This window comes from Pseudomonas entomophila (assembly GCF_023277925.1).
GTDB lineage: Bacteria > Pseudomonadota > Gammaproteobacteria > Pseudomonadales > Pseudomonadaceae > Aquipseudomonas > Aquipseudomonas entomophila_D.
Window position 1 is genome coordinate 1,551,398 of sequence record NZ_CP063832.1, and the last position, 15,761, is coordinate 1,567,158.

Here is a 15,761-nt window from a genome sequence, read left to right on the forward strand (position 1 = left end):
AACGCCATGCCACGCCTGACCACCCTGCTGCTGTGCCTGGCCCTCGCCGGCCAGGCACAGGCCGACGACCTGATGGACAACGCCGACCTCGCGGCCGGCAACGACCTTGGCGAGCCGCTGCTGGTGCATGTGCTGCCAGTGGGCAGCGGCCAGGCCGCGGTGATCGAGCAACAGGGCAACGGCAACCGCGCCGCCCTCGACCAGAACGGCCAGGCCCTGCTGGGCCGCATCGTCCAGGCCGGGGGCGCGCAGGAAGCCTACATCCTGCAGGAAGGCAGCGACCTGATGGCCACGATCACGCAACAGGGCTACGGCAACAACGCGACGATCCGCCAGAGCGGCAGCGGCAACAGCGCCGCCATCGAGCAGGTCGGCAACCTCAACAGCGCCACCATCGACCAGCGCGGCACGGGGCTGAACAGCAGCGTGACCCAGGCCGGCAATGGCCAGCACATCCACATCACCCAATACCGTTAGCAGACCTGGAGGCACCACCATGAACAAGCTCGCCCCCCTGAGCGCCGCCATTGTCCTGGCCCTGGCCGGCCAGGCCATGGCCGCCGACAGCAGCTCGACCCAGACCCAGCAAGGCAACAAGAATATCGCCGAAGTGAAACAGACCCTGGCGCCGTTCGCCTCGGCCACCCAGGACCAGACCGGCCACGACCACAACCACATGGCGGTGCAGGACAGCAGCACCAGCCACATCCAGCAGAGTGCCAGCGGCTCGTTCAACGCCGGCTACGCCGAGCAGTTGTTCGAGAACGGCAGCCAGATCACCCAGCAGGCCGGCGGCACGCTCAACGATGCCTTCGCCAGCCAGTCGGTGGGCGAGAACAACCAGGCCCTGCAGGTGCAGGACGGCAGCGGCAATCATTCGATCATCTGGCAGGACACCCAGCTGGGCAGCCAGGCCACCACCTTGCAGTCGGGGCAACGCAACGATGCCACCGTCGAGCAACTGTTCGGCGGCAGCAACAACAAGAGCCTGGTCATGCAGGCTGGCAGCGACAACCAGGCCGCCGCCGAGCACCTGACCCACAACAACGGCGATATCGCCATCCACCAGGACGGCAAGCAGAACTGGGCCTACGGCGACCAGCGCGACGGCCTGGGCGGCACCATTGGTATCAGCCAGTACGGCACCGGGCACTCGGTCGAGGTGTGGCAGGACAACCAAGCCGCCAGCCAGGCCAACGTCTACCAGACCGGGCAACTCAACGAGGGTTATATCGACCAGAGCTTCGGCCAGGGCAACAGTGCCAGCCTGAGCCAGACCGGGCGCGCCAACGCCAGTTGGTCGGACCAGTTCGAGAGCAACCAGTCGGTGACCAGCATCAGCCAGACCGGTAGCAATAACCTGCACTTCACCTACCAGACCGGCGACAACCATAGCCTGAGCATCAATACGACGGGCAACGGCAACAAGATCCTGGCCAGCAACTGGAAGGGCGACAAGTTCGGGGGGCAGTTCGGCGACAGCCAGCGGGCGGTGGTCAACCAGGCCGGCAACGGCAACAGTGTCAACTTCGAGCAGAAAGGCAGCAGCCAACTGGCCCGGTTGAACCAGAACGGCAACCGCAACCAGATGGAAACCAAGCAGGCCGACAGCAACAACGAGCTGTACTTCGAACAGAACGGCAGCGACAACCTGCTGATCGCCGACCAGCGGGGTAGCGGCAACTACGCTGAGGGTGTGGCGGCCGGCAATGGCGGCAGCGTGACCCTGGACCAGTCGGGCAGTGGTAACCAGAGCTTCACCTACCAGCTGTATGGCAGTGGCAACCAGGCGACCGTGAAGCAGACAGACGGGGTCAATGTCGCCTACGTGACCCAGGGCGGTAACGGCAACCAGGCGTTCGTCGACCAGAGCGGGGCCAGTCAGACGGCGACCATCAACCAATTCGGCAATACCAACATGGCGACCGTTACGCAGCAGTGATCCTCTTCCCCCTTGGACCGCAGTGCCTGGGTTTCCTGGTGCTGCGGTTCGTTCTTCATGGGGTTCGTCGGGAGCGTTGCAGCGGTCTTGAGATCGAGCGCCGCCCGCGCGGCGCATCGCGGATGAATCCGCTCCTACAGGTTTTCAACCACCCACTATACAATCGCCCAACCCAGCCCAATCCTCCTCACCATGATCCAGTCCGACCTCGACCTGTTCGGCCCTCAGCCCCAGCACCTGGCCAGCCAGACCGTGCTGCTGCCCGGCTTCGCCCTGAACGACATCGAGCCCCTGCTGGACGCCCTGCGCCCGATTCTGCGCGCCGCACCGTTTCGCCACATGCGCACACCCGGCGGCCAGCACATGGCGGTCGCCCTGACCAACTGCGGCGCGCTGGGCTGGATCAGCGACGAACGCGGCTACCGCTACACCCCCACCGATCCGAAAAGCGGCCAGCCATGGCCCACCCTGCCCCCAGTCTTGCTGAACCTGGCACGCCAGGCGGCAGCGGCCGCGGGGTTCGAGGGTTTCGTGCCCGACGCCTGCCTGGTCAACCACTATGTGCCCGGGACACGCCTGAGCCTGCATCAGGATCGCGATGAGCAAGACTATGGGCACCCGATCGTGTCGATCTCACTGGGGTTGCCGGCCGTGTTCCTGTTGGGTGGCCTTCAACGAAGCGATCGTACCCGACGCATTCCCTTGAACCACGGGGACGTGCTGGTGTGGGGCGGTGAAGACCGCCTGCGCTTTCACGGGGTGTTGCCGATCAAGCCTGGTGTGCACCCTCGCCTGGGTGAACGGCGTATCAACCTGACCCTGCGCAAGGCCGGATAACCACACAGCACCCCGTAGGAGCCAGCTTTGCTGGCGAAACAAGGCGCAGCCTTGTCGGCGTCCCCTTCGCCAGCAAGGCTGGCTCCTACAGGGGCATGGCGGCGTTCTTGAACCACTCCCGCCGCTCTTCGAATGCCGCCCGGACCGCCCCGACCATCACCTGCACCAGCGGATCGCCCTCGGTATCGCCGTTGACCGCCAGCCACACCCGTCGCCGCATCGGTTCCTGGAACAAACCCGGCAAGGCCAGCAGGCCACGGTCCAGATGCCCCGCGTAATGCGGCAACAAGCCAACGCTGGCGCTGCACTTGATCAACTGGCAGTACATCTCATAACCCTGGATGCAGGTCACCCCCGCAGATCGCCCTGCAAGCAAGGCCTGCCACTGGGCTAGCGCAGCCACGCCCGCCTCTCCCTGCCATTGCACCAGCATGTAGTCCTGCAAGTCCGCCAGGCGGCCGGGACGATTCGCCTCGCGCACATAGCGCTTGGCAATGTGCGGCAGGTACTCGAAGGTGGCCAGCGCCTCGGCAGGCGCTTCGAACCGATCGGGGGCGCGCAGATCTCCCAGCCAAAGCGCTACATCGACCTCCTGCTGCGGGCCCTGACGCCCATCGAGGGTGACCACTTCAAGGCGCATGCCCGCGTGTTGGCGCACAAGGTTGATCAGGTTGCGCCCCAGCAGGTCCTGCAACAGCGGCTCGGCTACCGCCAGGCGTACCGGCGTGGCCTGCACGCGCGCGGGTGCAGGCGCGTCGGGCTCACGCGCCTGTAGGGCCAGCAGCAAGCGCTCGCCTTGCTGGCTGAGCACGGGCGTGTTGTTGCGGTTGATGAACAGGCCATAGCCCAGCCGTGCTTCCAGCACGGCCAGGCGCTTGCGCAGCGCCACCGGCTTGAGGTTCAGCCGCCGGGCCGCCTGCATGAAGCAGCCGCAACGGGCGGTAATGACAAAACAGTCCAGGGTCTGTTCGTCCAGCGCCAACGGCACCTGCGGGCGCACGACGGGCATGGCGGTATCCGGGGCTTGACCCCGAGACAGGTCGATCGGCATCCCTTGCCTCCCACGGGCCCGACGCCCGGGCCCGGTTCTTCCATGATGGGTCTAGTGTCCTGTCTCGGAAACAAGCTGTTCACTTTTGGCGGCGTCTTGGGCGCCCGGCCAGCGTTGCCACTCTTCGCCACAGCCCTGCTATGACTCGTCGCGGCGCCTTGGCCGAACACCCAAGCCACTCGCCAAAAGAGAACGTATTCCCGAGACAGGACACTAGCGGCTGCTCTCCAGCACCTGGTTCAACGCCGCGCCATCGATGCTCAGGGTGGCGCTGTCGAACATGCCCTCGACATAGGCCTTGGCCACCTGCTCCTGGCGCTGGGCACGCAGCACCTGGCGCAGGCGCGGCGCGACCTCGTCGAACGTCGCCGCGCGGGCCGGTTGCTGCTCGACCAGCTTGACGATGTGGTAGCCCGCCGCGCTCTGCACCGGCTCGCTGACCGTGCCTACCTTGAGCCGGGAGACCACGCCGCGCACCTCCGGCAACAGCTGGGCCAAGGCTTGCAAGCCCGTGTCACCGCCGTTGGCGGCCGTGCCGGCATCCTGCGAGTGCTCCCGGGCCAACGCGGCGAAATCGGCGTCGCTGGCCTGGGCCTGCTTGGCCAGCGCCTGGGCCTGCTTGCGCACGGTTTCGTCGTCCCTGGGGTTCTCCACCCGCAGGAAGATCTGGCTCAGGCGGTAACGCGCCGGCAACTGCAGCCCGGCCTTGCCGGCCTCGTAGGCTTGCTTGAGATCAGCCTCGCTGGGGTAGTCGTCGGGCACCTTGCTCACCGATTCGAGGTAGTCGCGCAGCACGATCTGCTCGGTGGCGGCACGGGTCTGGGCCTGGATGTCCGGGCGCTGCAACCAGCCTTGGGCTTCGGCCTGCTGGTACAGCGCCTTTTCCGCCAGGCGCGCGCGGATCCAGGCTTCCAGTGCCGGCCGGTCACCGCGCAGGCTGGCGCGGGCGTCCTCGGGCAATTGGGCGAACAGCGCCTTGAGCTCGCCGCTACCCACCTGCTGCTCTCCCAGCCGGGCCAGGGTCGGGCCATTGTCGAGCGGTGCCTGAAGGGCCGCCGCCACCGGCTCGTCGCCCGGGCGCAAGGCCAGGGCGAGCGCCACCGCGACCAGGGCCAGCGCGCCAGCGCCGGCCCAGAGCGCACGCGCCGTCACGAGGCGCTCACCGCTTCGCTGCCGGCCTGCTCGGCTACGTTACGGCTGTAGTCACGCAGGTAGACGATGAACTCCTGCAACAGCCGATCCCACAGCAGCAGGCTGCCCAGCAGGTGCTTCTCGCTGACGCCATCGGCGACCACCACGTCATTTTCCATCACCAGGAACTCGCCCTGCACCGAAAGGCGGGCAAAGCGTCGCGAGGCGTTCCAGCGTTCGGCCAGGCCTGCTGGCAGCTCGCCCTGGATACGCAGGGCGCAGCTGAAAGTGAAATCGAGGAATTCGCCCGCCTGCCCCTGCGCAGGATTGCCGAAACGAACGGCATAGCCCACGCCCTGGCTGGCACTGAGCAACTGCACCACGGCATTCTGCTCGCTGCGGTTGACCCGGCAGCCAGCGTCCTGCAACAGCTTGGTGAGGGAGTCGGCGCTCACGGTTTCGATCAGGGTGACTTCGGTCATGTCTTGCCTTCCTTGTGGTGGTTGAATCGTCACGGGTTGACGCCCTTGGGGGCATCGAACTGGCTTTCGTAGAGTCGATCGCCGTAGGCCTGGGCCAGCTCCTCGAAACGTACCCGGGCTCCGCCGGCGAAGGGCTGGCGCATGTTCACGACATCGGCGATATCGACCTTCTCGTAGGCGGCCAGCATCTCCTTGGCCACCCCGTACATCTGTTGGTTGCGCGCCTGGCACTGGCTCACCTGGCCGTCACGCTCGGTCAGTTGGGCCTGCAGCGCGGCGCGCTCGCCTTCCTTGCCCCGGGCCATGCCCAGCAGCTCCTCGTAGGCTTGCTTGTACTTGTGCAGTTGCTCGTTGCTGCTGGCCACCAGCGCCTGGGCCTGGCTGTGCATGGCCTGTTGCTGGCTGGCCAGCTGCGCGGTCAGTTCGCGCACCTGCGCCTGGGCGGCGTCGCGCTGCTGCTCGGCGGCCTGGCGGGCGGCACTGGCCTGGGCTTGCTCGCTCTGCAGGGCCTGCAATTGCTGGGTGGTGCTGCGCAGTTGGGCGCGCAGGCGCTCCTCGAGGGTGTCGGCCGACACCGAGGCCGCCAGGCTCGCGCCCAGGGCCAGCATCAGCCAGGTGCAACGACGGCGATAGGCTCCCTTGTTCATGCCCGTGCTCCTTCCCTAGAACCGCGTGTTGACTTCAAGTTGTAGCACATCGATATCAAACGGCGCGCCGTAGACCGCTTCGCTGCTCAACCAACGGGCTGTGGCATGGACGTTGTCGGCCAAGCCGTAGTTGCCGCCGAGGAAGTAGCCCTTGGCGTTGGTGCCGCCCAGGTGGAAGCTGGAATCGTTGAAGCCGTCCGGCAGCGCGTCGGGCTCGATGCGCTTGTAGCCGGCGAACAGGTTCCAGTCGCCCGCCTTGCGCATGTCCAGGGCGTTACCCAGGGTGAACTGGAACATCCAGGCATCGCTGCCGCTCTTGATGTTGCCGTTCTCGTCGACGTTGTTGGCCAACTGGCCGGCCGCGCGCTTGCGCATGTCGCCCTCGTCGTAGGCCAGGTTGTGGACGTAGTTGGCCTGGCTGCGCAGCTTGAAGTCGCGGGGCAGGTCGGCGTCCCACACCAGGTTCAGGTCGAGCAGGTCGAACTCCGAGGCGATCCCCACGAATTGCGGCTGCGGCGTAGCTGCCGGGTTGGCCGGGTTGGGCGTGATGTCGCGCAGCAGGAACAGGGTGTTGCCCTTCTGCATGAAGGTCGGCCGGGTCTCGTCGCTGTCGCAGCCCGGCTGGCCGTTCCAGGGCGCGCAGGGGCTGGAGCGTTGGCCTGCGATATCGTCGAAACGGTAGTAGGCCATGGCGCCCTTGAGCCGGTGGTGGTCGTTGATCGCCCACTTGGCGCCCAGCTGGGCGCCGTACAGCCACTTGTTCTCGCTGTCTTCCTTGTCGAAACCGTTGCTGCTGGCGCTGTCGTCGCTGTACTGCACCGGGAACGCGCCAACGGTGCCGAACAGGCTGAGGTCGCGGTTCAGCGGCTGGTCGAAGATCGCCGCCAGGCCGTCGAAGTTGAGGTCATGGGAGTAGAGGATGTCGGTGGACATGAACGGGTTGGCGATACGCCCGCCGGTCAGGGTCAGCCGTTCGCTCGGGCTCCAGCTGACATAGCCCTGGTCGAGCCACAGGTCCTTCTTGCCGAAGCCGCCGCCCAGGTTCTGGGTGGTCGACACCGGGTTGTTGTTCGAGCCGGTGGCGATGCGAATACCCGCCACCCAGTGCTCGGCCAGTTGCGCCTTGAGGCCGAAACGCGCACGCAGGCGCAGGATGCTGTCGCGATCTTCCCGCGTGTTGAGCAGCGGCGGCAGGCTGGAGCTGCTGTTGGGGTTGACGTCGTAGGGCCCCTTTTCGTTGAGCTTGGCAAAATCGACGATCTCGTTGCTGTTGCCGTCGGCGTAGTAGCGCGACTCGCCGCGCAGGCGCAGGTCGCCGTCGAAGCTGATGCGCGAGGCCCAGTCGGGGAAGCTGTTGGGCGCGGCCCAGTTCTCCTGCTTGGCGGTATTGAGCACTTCAGCCTTGATTTCGTCGCGGATCTGCTGGCGGACGATGGCCGGCACGTACTGCACGCGCACCTCGCCATTGGCCGCCGGGGCCTGGGCGACGATCGGCGCGGCGCTGGTGGCGGCGCGGGCCTGCTGGGCCTCGCGCTCGGCCTGGGCGATCAGCGCGTCGGCCTTGTCCTGCTTGAGCACGCCCTGCTCCACCAGCAGGCGGATCAGGTTGACGGTCGCGTTCTCCGACGGCGCGGCGTAGGCGACGGCCGGACCGACCGCGGTGGCGGCGGCCAGCAGGCCGAGCGCCAGGGTCAATCGGTTCACTGGGCACTTCATGGGTTTGCAACTCCTGTGGGTCAGTCGTGCTTCGTTGTTCATGGCCGGCGCCCTTGCAGGGCGATCTTTACTGGCAACGTCAGGCTGGCGGGTGGGCGTTGGTCGAGGGCCGGCGCGGCACGCAGGGCAGCAACCACCTGGGCGTCCACCTCGGGCTCGCCGCTGCCGCGCAACAGCTCGACGCGGGTGATCTCGCCGGCCGCGCTGAGCCAGATCTCGGCCTGCAGGTTGAACACCAGGTTGCGCAGCTCGGGGTTGTCGCGCAGCAGGCGCTGGAAGGCGTAGGCCAGGTACTGGCTGTAGCTGCCGTTGCCCAGGCCCCCACCGCCGCCACCGGCCATGCCGCCGCCCTTGCCGGCACCGACGTTGAAGCTGTCGCCACCCGCCTGCGCGTCGCCGTCCATCTGCATCGGCTCGGCCAGGTCCTGGGCGGGGTCCGGGGCGTCCTCGGCCGGCTTGACTTCCTCGGCCTCGGGCACCGGTTGCGGCTCGACGATCTTCTCCTCGACCGGCGGCTCGGGCTCCTTCGGCGGCTCCGGCGGCGGTGGCGGTGGGGGCGGCAACGGGATGATCGCCGGCACCTTGGGCGCCTCGCGGCGCACCCCGGCCATGTCGTTGGCCCACTGCCACAGCAGCCAGGCCAGGCCCGCGCCCGCCACGGCGAGCACGGCCCAGGTCAGCAGACGGCGGGGGTTGGCTGTACGTTCCATGCCTGCCCTCACCCCTGGTTCGGCTTGCCGGTGACCAGCCCGACCTGGGCCAGTTCGAGACGGCGCAGCAGATCGAGCACCTCGACCACCTTCTGGTACTGCACGCCGGCGTCACCGCGCACGATCAGCGGGAAGTCCGGGTTGCGCGCCTTTTCGCTGCGCAAGCGGTCCTCCAGCTCCTGCAAGGTCACCGGGTAGGCGTCGAGAAACACCTGGCCGGCGTCGTTGATCGAGATCGCCTTGGTCTTGGGCTGGGCCAGCGACACCGAGGCGCTGGCCTTGGGCAGTTGCACCTGGATGCCCGAGACCTGGGCGGTGGCGGTGAGGATGAACATCACCAGCACCACCATCAGCACGTCCACCAGCGGGGTGATGTTGATGCTGTCCACCGCGGCGTCGGCGTCGTCGTCATGGGCGTTGTTCACGGATGCCATGGCCGCCTCCTCACGCCGGGACCGACGGGCTGACCGCGCGGCCCTGGGGCCGCTGCGCCGCTTCGCCGGCCTGCCCTTCGCCATGCAGCTCGGCCAGGCGGGTGATGAACTCGTCGACGAACACCCGCATGTCGGCACCGACTTCGCGGTTACGGGTGGTCAGGCGGTTGTAGCCGAACAGCGCGGGGATCGCGACGAACAGGCCCATGGCGGTGGCCAGCAGCGCGGCAGCCATGCCCGGGGCGATGGCGTTGATGTTCACGTCACCGGCCATGGCCGTACCAAGGAACACCACCATGATCCCCAGCACGGTGCCCAGCAGGCCGATGTAGGGGCCGCCGGCAATGGCGTTGGACAGGGTCGAGAGCTTGGATGACAACACTTGGTTCTCGCGGGTGCGCACACCGTCCATGGAGCAGCGGATCGCCTCGATGGTGGCGGCGGACACCACGTTGGTGTCGGCGCCCTGGGCGCGGCGGGTGCGCAGTTCCTGCACCGCCACCAGGTACAGGCGCCACAGCGACGAGCCCTGCAACCGTTGGTGCAGGCCTGGGTCGTCGGCGAACTGCTCAAGGCGCGTACCCACCGTGGCGAAGTGTTCGCGGAACTGCGCGTTGGCGGCGGTGACCCGGCTCAGGGCGCGCTGCTTGCGCAGCATGATCAGCCACGACTGCACCATCATCAGCACCAGCACGGCGATGATCACCCAGGCATCGACCGGCACTGCCTTGAGCAGGAAGCCCAGGCTGCCGAAGCCGAAGCCCGACTGTTCTTCATCGACGCCATAAGCCACCAGGCGCGACTCGGCGCCCTGGGCCAGCACCTGCGCTTGCAGGCTGGCCTGGCTGCGGGCCACGCGGGAGATGCGCAGCTCGTCCAGCGCGCCGACGAAGGGGCCGAAGCTGCTGGCGGGCGCGCCTTCGGTGGCGGGCAAGTCGCCGCCGATGCCCACCGTGCCAGTGAACGCGGCCAGGCTGACAGCCAGGCGGGCCACCGGCTGGCCATCGACCAGCAGGCTCAGGTTGCCGCCCTCGCCCACCAGGGCCAGGTGTTGCCACTGGCCAGCTGTCAATGCCTGGTTGGCGCTGGCACGCTGGCCATCCACCTCGACGAACGCCACACCCTGGGCCAAGCCCAGCAGCAGGCTGTGCCCCGCCTCGCGGCGGGCCAGCAGCAACTGTTCGCCTACCGCCTGGTCCTGGCGCAGCCAGGTGCTGAAGGTGAAGGCCGCGCCGGCCGGCAGTTGCAGCGAAGCACTGGCCGGCAAGTGCAGGGCCTGGCCACCGAGCTGGATAGCCCGGCCGATCACGCCGTCGACCGCCACGGCCTGGCCTTGCAGTTGATTGCCGTACGGGCTGGCATCGCGCGGGCTGGCGCCGTCGAAGTGGTACAGCGCGGTGTAGTCGGCGTCGAAACTGGGCTGGCCGTTGGCAGCCTGGGCCTTGGGGTTGCCGTAGTACATCCACAGGTCCTGGCGCTGGCCGGGCTCGATGCGCGGCACGTCGACCCAGATCAGGGCCATGCCCATCAGCGGATCGAACTGCTCGACATAGTGGTTGAGCACGGTCTTGTCGTCGGCGCCGACGAAGCGGATGTCCGCGCCGGTCTCGCTGACGCCATCGAAGGTGAAATTGCCGGTGTGCAGGCGCACCAGCAACGCGGTGCGGCCCAGTGCCTGGGTCAGGCCGGCGCCTTGCGCGGTGGTGTCCACGGCAATCTGCTTGCGGTACAGCCAGTCGTCCTGCCACCAGGCGCTGGCGCTGCCCGGCAGGGCGAAGCCCAGGCACAGCAGCAGGGTCAATATCAGGCGTTGCATGGGGGTTCTCCGGGGCGATGTCAGTCGGTGATTCAGAAAGTTGCCTGCACGCTGAAGTGCACGCGCGAGGCGTTCTTGTCGGTGTTGGGGCCATCTTTCAGCGGCACGGCCCAGTCGAGGCTGCCGGACAACCAGTCGTTGAGCGTGGCGCGAGTGCCCACGCCGGCGCTGGCCAGGCTGTAGCGGTCGTCCTGCTCGGGCAGGGCATCCTGCAGGCGCAGTTGGGCGCCTTCGGCGAACAGGTAGAAGCGCCAGTCGCTGATATAGCTGCCGACATAGCGGCCCAGGGAGGGGGTGCGCAGCTCCTGGGACAGCAGCACGCCGTCGTCGCCGGTGCGCTCGGCGGCCAGGTAGCCGCGCACCGAGGTGGCGCCGCCGGCGGCGAATTGCTCGTTCGACACCAGGGGCCCGGAGGCCAGCTGGAAGGCCAGCTTCGAGGCGCTCTGCCATTGCCCGGCGAAGTCGAAGGTGTAGCTGGCGTCGCCCTTGAGCGCGGCGAAGCTCGAATTGGCGCGGTAGCGCTTGTAGTCGAACGCCTGGTCATCGCTGTTGTACCCCAGCAGCCCGCGGGTGCCGGCCACCAGGCTCAGGCCCAGGCTCAACTGGTCGTGCTCGGTGAAGCGGTAGCCGTTGTAGCCCAGGGTAATGGGCGAGTACTTGAGCGGCACCGTGTCGTTGTCGCCGCCCAGGCTGACCTTCTCGTCGAAGTCCTTGAAATCGATGCCGATCGACAGCGCATTGGCCCAGGCGCCGACGCCCGGCAGGTTGTAGAGGGCGGACACGCCGTAGGCATGGCCCTTGCCCAATACGTTGGTGCCGCCCACGGTGGCCACGTTGCTGTCGGAATGGTAGCCGGAGAACTGCAGCGTCCAGCGATCATTCAGCGGCGCGGCGTAGGAACCGGACCAGACCTGGGCGTTGTCGCGGTCCTCGGGGGCGGTGAACCAGGTCAGCGACACGCTGTGCCCGGCCTGCCACAGGTTGTTGTAGCCAAGGCTGACGACGCTGCGCAGCTTCTCGGTGTCGGCGCTGTGGTCGTTGTTCAACCCCAGGCTGAGGTTCCAGGGCTGCTTGTCCTCGACTTGCAAGTCGACGTCCATGGTGCCCGGCCGTTGGCCCTCGCGCACCAATGGCAGGACCTGGCGGCCTGGCGTTCGGTTGAGGCTGGCCAGCTCGTTCTGCACCTGGGCGAAGTCAGGCACCTTGCCCTCCTCCAGCGCCGGCACCTGCTCGCGAATCTCCACCGGCGAATAGTGCCTGGCCCCCACCACGCGCACCCGGCCGACCTTGGTCTCGGTGACTTGCAGGTAGACCACCCCGCCCTCGACCTTCTGCTCCGGCAGCTCGACGAACACCGACTGGTAGCCCCGGGCCTGGTAGCTTTTCTGCAGGGCCTCGCGGGCCCCTTCGAGGTCGGCCAGGGTCCGCTCCGGACCGAGGTACGGGTACACCGCCTCCTCGATGGCCTGGGCGTCGAGCACGGTGTTGCCGCGCACCACGTACTCGTTGATCTCGACCCGGCGTTCAGGCTCGTTGGCAAGCGCCGTGGCGGCCAGCAGGCACAGCAGTGCCCCTGCGCCCATGCCGCATCGTTTGAAGAAAAAGTGCTCCACACCGCCCCCTTGAGCGCCAGGAATTCGTTGGGTTTCTAGTGGTTGTGATCGGGCGTGCCCGGCCCGTGGTGACGGGCCAGCCAGCTGTGCAGCAGGGCCAGGTTGAGGCTGAACTCCGGCATCGCCTGCAGGCTGGCGCCGAGCACTTCATCGACCATGCGCTGCAACAGCGACACCGCCATGGCGCTGCCCAGCAGCAACCCCAGGTCGTGGCTGAACAGGTTGAAGTTCCATACCCGCGACTTGAGCTCAAGGCCGGCGAACCAGCGGAACAGCAGGTTGTAGTTGAGCTGTTCGTAGAGCTGCTTCTCGCTGGGCACCGAATACAGCAGCTGCAACAGCAGCACGTGCATCAGCGTGTGCGGGGCGATGGTCATGCCCTGCTGCTCGGCCAGCAGGGCCAGCGGTGCCTGGTACTCGCCCAGCAGTGTCTCGATGCGCGGCTTGAGCAGGGCCAGCGAATGCCCTGGCGGCACGCAGCTGGCCACCTCACGCAGGGCGCCCTGCCAGTCTTCCTGGGAGACGATCCATACCCACGGTGCACCGTAGCGGTACACCGAGACCGGCTGCTTGCGCGCCGCCTCGACGATTTTCGCCAGGCGTTGGTCGAGCTCCTGCATCCCCACTTTGGTGTAGCGTTCCATAGTTCCCATCGCCCCACTCCCCGCCCGCTTCTACGGTGCGCCCGCCCCTTGGGCGAGGCGCGTCGTCCGTGTCCATGGCTTTGACGGAGATGGCGCTTTGCTACCGAACTTTTGTCATGAAAGGTTCATCAGTGAGCGGCTGGGGGTGTGGGCAGGTAGGCGCACAACACCGCCTGGCATACCACCTACGGCTGCTGATACTGGCTCAGGTACTTGTCCAGCACCGCCTTGTCCCCCGCCGCCTCGCCCGCCACCTGCCACAACCGCCGCTCGATGCCCTGGGCCAGCAAGTGCCCCACCGCCGCCTCGATCGCCGACAACACGCACAACTGTGCCGGCTCGTTGGTGGTGTAGCCCACTTCGGCTTCGAGCAGCTTCTTGAACTCGATGAACTTGAACACCCCGGCACTGCGCCCGACCGAGTAGATGGTCTTGCTGGTCATCACATTGGCCAGCACCTGCCCGGTGCGTACGTCCACCGCCCGCAGGTTCACCGTCACCTGGTCGACCCGGTACTCGCGGGAGATGTCGATGCCCAGGTAGCGCGCGCCCTCACCGCCACTGCGCACGTTGGTGTCATAGGCGATGATGCCGCCTTCGAGCATCAGGTTGGCCGCCTGCAGCGGCGGCAGCTCGCCCTGGATGTTCTCGGCGACGTCGGGTTTCTTCTGCGAGGCGCGGATGATCTTGCGCTCGGTCAGCAGGTTCTGCAGGCCCTCGCGTTCGAGCACCACGAACCAGCCGCTGGCATTGAGCGCGTCCATCAACATGCTCGCCGCGCCCTGGGTGACGCTGGTGGAGAACGAGCTGGCCGGGGTCGGCTTGTACTGCCCGGTCTGGTCGCGGAAACCGTACACCACCGCCATCAGCCGCCCGCGCGGGCGAGGCATGTTGATCAGGTCGTAGTAGGTCGAAGCCCGTGGCGTCAGGGTCGGGGTCTCGGCATCCTGTTCGGCGGGCATCGGCTCGCGCAGGCCGCAGCCTTGCAGGGCGGCGAGGATCAGCAACGTGCTCAGCAGGCGTTTCATGGTGTTCTCTCCCCAGTCATGGCCCTGTCCCTCTCAGGGGTTCAGGCCGCTCACGTCGATGATCGAGACTTCCCCCGTGGCGCGGTCGGTGACCCGAATGCTCAGGGCCCCCGAGTCGTCGAGCACATCGATGAGGAAGGCGTCGGTGGCCATGCTGCCGCCCTGGCCGTTGCCGATGTTGTCCAGCAACTGCCCCAGCAAGCGCGACTCCAACTGGTTGCTGAAGCGTTCAAGGGCACTGGTGCCGGCGAACGCCGAGGCACGATCCTTGAGGTCCGGGTCGTCGTGGTCGTTCTGCGCCTGGGCGTTGTTGAGCAGCCAGGTGCCGTTCAGCGGGTTGCCGCCGAACGCCGGGTTGACCGGCGTATACACCAGCTCCGTGGCCAGGGCCTGGCCGGCGAGGCTGGCAGCCAGCAGGCAGGCGGCGATACGCAGGGGGGTGTGGTGGCTCATAGCTCGTCCCTCTCCAGGTCGGTGGTGTCCTGCAGCAACCGTTGCAGCTTGCGCTGGACGATCTGCTGGCGGACCAGGTCCGCGGCCTCGATGGCCTCGTCCTTCAGTTGCGTGGTGTTGGGCGGCAGGAAGCGCCGGTACACCACCTCGCGTTCGTATTCGACGGTGACCAGGCTGCCCCAGCGGGCATCCGGGCGTTCGCGCACCACCAGGTTGAAATCCAGCCGGCTGGTGGCGCGCAGCCGGTCGCTGAAGGCGTAGTAGAAGTCGTGGCCGATGTGCGAAATGGTGTTGTCGACGATGAAACCCATCATCTCGTCCTCGTCACCGGCGTGTGCCTGGCCCGCCAGCGCCAGGCACAGGCACAGGGCGATGGCCAGGCGGTTCATGGCGCGTCTCCCGGGCCGTTGTGCCGGCGCGCGCCACCGGCACCTTCGGCGAAGGCCTGCTCGGCGACGAACTGCCAGTCGCTGTAGTGCTCCAACCCCTCGAAACCGCTCCACTGGGCATCGAAGCCGCTGCGCTTGAGCGGCTGCGCATCGGAGCGGCTGTGCACGCCGGTGATGCGGCCATCGACCGCGCGCAGCAGGCCCCAGTCGTCGCTGCCGGTCAGCGGGTCGGGATACAGCCTGCGGATATGCCGGCGTGGCGTGGGGAAGCGGTTATCCTCGACCAGCTCGCCCAGGCCCTGCGGGTACTGGGCCAACCCCGGCGAGGCACGGTAGTAGCTGCGCAGGGCCTGGGCGTACTGGCCGCCCACCCACAGCAGTTGGCGCTCGTGCTCGCGCTGGGCGCTGGTGGCCCACAGCGTGCCGGTGGCGGCCAGGGCCACGCTGCTGACCGCGATCAGCAGCAGCACGCCCAGGTAGGTGAAGCCGGTTTCACCATTCGGCATAGAGGCTGCCATCGCGCGCCCTCCCACTGGCTCCGCTCTTGATGTCGGCCACCCCGCCCGCCACACCCTCGGGCGGCGGCACCAGTTGCCAGCCATCGCGGCGTTCGCTGATTGGGTCGAGCGGGGTATTGCGCAGGTAGCGCTGCTCCACCAGTTGCTCGAGGGAATCGGGGTAGTGCCCGGTGTCGCCGTAGTAGTGGTCCAGGGCCTCGCGCAGCACCGCCAGGCTCTGGCGCAGGGTCGCCTCGCGGGACGCTTCGAGGCTATTGAAGTAGCGCGGCAAGGCGATGGTCATCAGGGTCGCGATGATCGCCATCACCACCAGCAGCTCGATCAGGGTGAAACCTTGGTTGCGTTTCATC

At 67.3% G+C, this 15,761-nt stretch carries 17 protein-coding genes and 1 pseudogene; 3 read left to right on the plus strand and 15 right to left on the minus strand.

Annotated features, from left to right (window positions below):
* The first annotated feature begins 6 nt into the window (after positions 1-6).
* From IM733_RS06795 to alkB, 3 genes are all read left to right on the plus strand, one after another.
* Complete coding sequence (locus IM733_RS06795) at positions 7-477, plus strand: curlin (protein ID WP_248920136.1); 471 nt, start codon at positions 7-9, stop codon at positions 475-477.
* A gap of 19 nt (positions 478-496) precedes the next feature.
* Positions 497-1,942, plus strand: coding sequence for a curlin (locus tag IM733_RS06800; protein WP_248920137.1), 1,446 nt, complete (start codon positions 497-499; stop codon positions 1,940-1,942).
* 192 nt (positions 1,943-2,134) lie between these two features.
* Positions 2,135-2,779 (plus strand): DNA oxidative demethylase AlkB, encoded by a 645-nt coding sequence (gene alkB, locus IM733_RS06805; protein WP_248920138.1) that lies wholly within the window; start codon positions 2,135-2,137, stop codon positions 2,777-2,779.
* 85 nt (positions 2,780-2,864) lie between these two features.
* Here the strand turns inward: alkB and IM733_RS06810 are convergent, their stop codons facing one another.
* The 15 genes and pseudogenes from IM733_RS06810 to IM733_RS06880 all read right to left on the minus strand — a co-directional run bounded on the left by IM733_RS06810 (position 2,865) and on the right by IM733_RS06880 (position 15,760).
* Positions 2,865-3,788: a LysR family transcriptional regulator gene (locus IM733_RS06810; RefSeq protein WP_248920139.1), complete on the minus strand. Its 924-nt coding sequence runs from the start codon at positions 3,786-3,788 to the stop codon at positions 2,865-2,867.
* Positions 3,789-4,043: 255 nt separating this feature from the next.
* Positions 4,044-4,982, minus strand: a complete 939-nt coding sequence (locus IM733_RS06815) for a peptidylprolyl isomerase (protein WP_248920140.1) — start codon at positions 4,980-4,982, stop codon at positions 4,044-4,046.
* On the minus strand, positions 4,979-5,443 hold the full coding sequence (locus tag IM733_RS06820) for a YbjN domain-containing protein (protein ID WP_248920141.1): 465 nt from the start codon (positions 5,441-5,443) through the stop codon (positions 4,979-4,981). The genes IM733_RS06815 and IM733_RS06820 overlap by 4 nt, the downstream gene beginning before the upstream one ends.
* A 29-nt stretch (positions 5,444-5,472) precedes the next feature.
* Positions 5,473-6,090, minus strand: coding sequence for a DNA repair protein (locus tag IM733_RS06825; protein WP_432760397.1), 618 nt, complete (start codon positions 6,088-6,090; stop codon positions 5,473-5,475).
* Positions 6,091-6,105: 15 nt separating this feature from the next.
* Entirely contained in the window at positions 6,106-7,806 is a 1,701-nt protein-coding gene (locus IM733_RS06830; RefSeq protein ID WP_248920142.1) for a putative porin, read from the minus strand.
* A 38-nt stretch (positions 7,807-7,844) separates the two neighbouring features.
* Positions 7,845-8,516 (minus strand): energy transducer TonB family protein, encoded by a 672-nt coding sequence (locus IM733_RS06835; protein WP_248920143.1) that lies wholly within the window; start codon positions 8,514-8,516, stop codon positions 7,845-7,847.
* Positions 8,517-8,524: 8 nt separating this feature from the next.
* Positions 8,525-8,950 carry an ExbD/TolR family protein gene (locus tag IM733_RS06840; protein ID WP_011534002.1) on the minus strand — a complete coding sequence of 142 codons (426 nt, stop codon included), beginning with the start codon at positions 8,948-8,950 and terminating at the stop codon, positions 8,525-8,527.
* 10 nt (positions 8,951-8,960) lie between these two features.
* Entirely contained in the window at positions 8,961-10,766 is a 1,806-nt protein-coding gene (locus IM733_RS06845) for a DUF2341 domain-containing protein (protein WP_248920144.1), read from the minus strand.
* Positions 10,767-10,798: 32 nt separating this feature from the next.
* A complete protein-coding gene (locus IM733_RS06850; RefSeq protein ID WP_248920145.1) occupies positions 10,799-12,349 on the minus strand; it encodes a ShlB/FhaC/HecB family hemolysin secretion/activation protein in 1,551 nt (516 codons plus the stop codon).
* Positions 12,350-12,629: 280 nt separating this feature from the next.
* Positions 12,630-12,729 (minus strand): annotated as a pseudogene (locus IM733_RS25665) (transposase); the annotation flags it as partial.
* Positions 12,730-13,208: 479 nt separating this feature from the next.
* The gene (locus IM733_RS06860) at positions 13,209-14,051 is read right to left on the minus strand and encodes a CsgG/HfaB family protein (protein WP_248920146.1); all 843 of its coding nucleotides are present in this window, start codon (positions 14,049-14,051) and stop codon (positions 13,209-13,211) included.
* Between the two features lie 33 nt (positions 14,052-14,084).
* Positions 14,085-14,504, minus strand: coding sequence for a curli assembly protein CsgF (locus IM733_RS06865; protein WP_248920147.1), 420 nt, complete (start codon positions 14,502-14,504; stop codon positions 14,085-14,087).
* Positions 14,501-14,893, minus strand: coding sequence for a curli production assembly/transport protein CsgE (csgE, locus tag IM733_RS06870; RefSeq protein WP_248920148.1), 393 nt, complete (start codon positions 14,891-14,893; stop codon positions 14,501-14,503). The genes IM733_RS06865 and csgE overlap by 4 nt, the downstream gene beginning before the upstream one ends.
* Positions 14,890-15,411, minus strand: coding sequence for a type II secretion system protein (locus IM733_RS06875; protein WP_248920149.1), 522 nt, complete (start codon positions 15,409-15,411; stop codon positions 14,890-14,892). Before IM733_RS06875 ends, csgE begins: the two co-directional genes overlap by 4 nt.
* Positions 15,386-15,760, minus strand: a complete 375-nt coding sequence (locus IM733_RS06880; RefSeq protein WP_248920150.1) for a type II secretion system protein — start codon at positions 15,758-15,760, stop codon at positions 15,386-15,388. Before IM733_RS06880 ends, IM733_RS06875 begins: the two co-directional genes overlap by 26 nt.
* Between the last annotated feature and the right edge of the window lies 1 nt (position 15,761).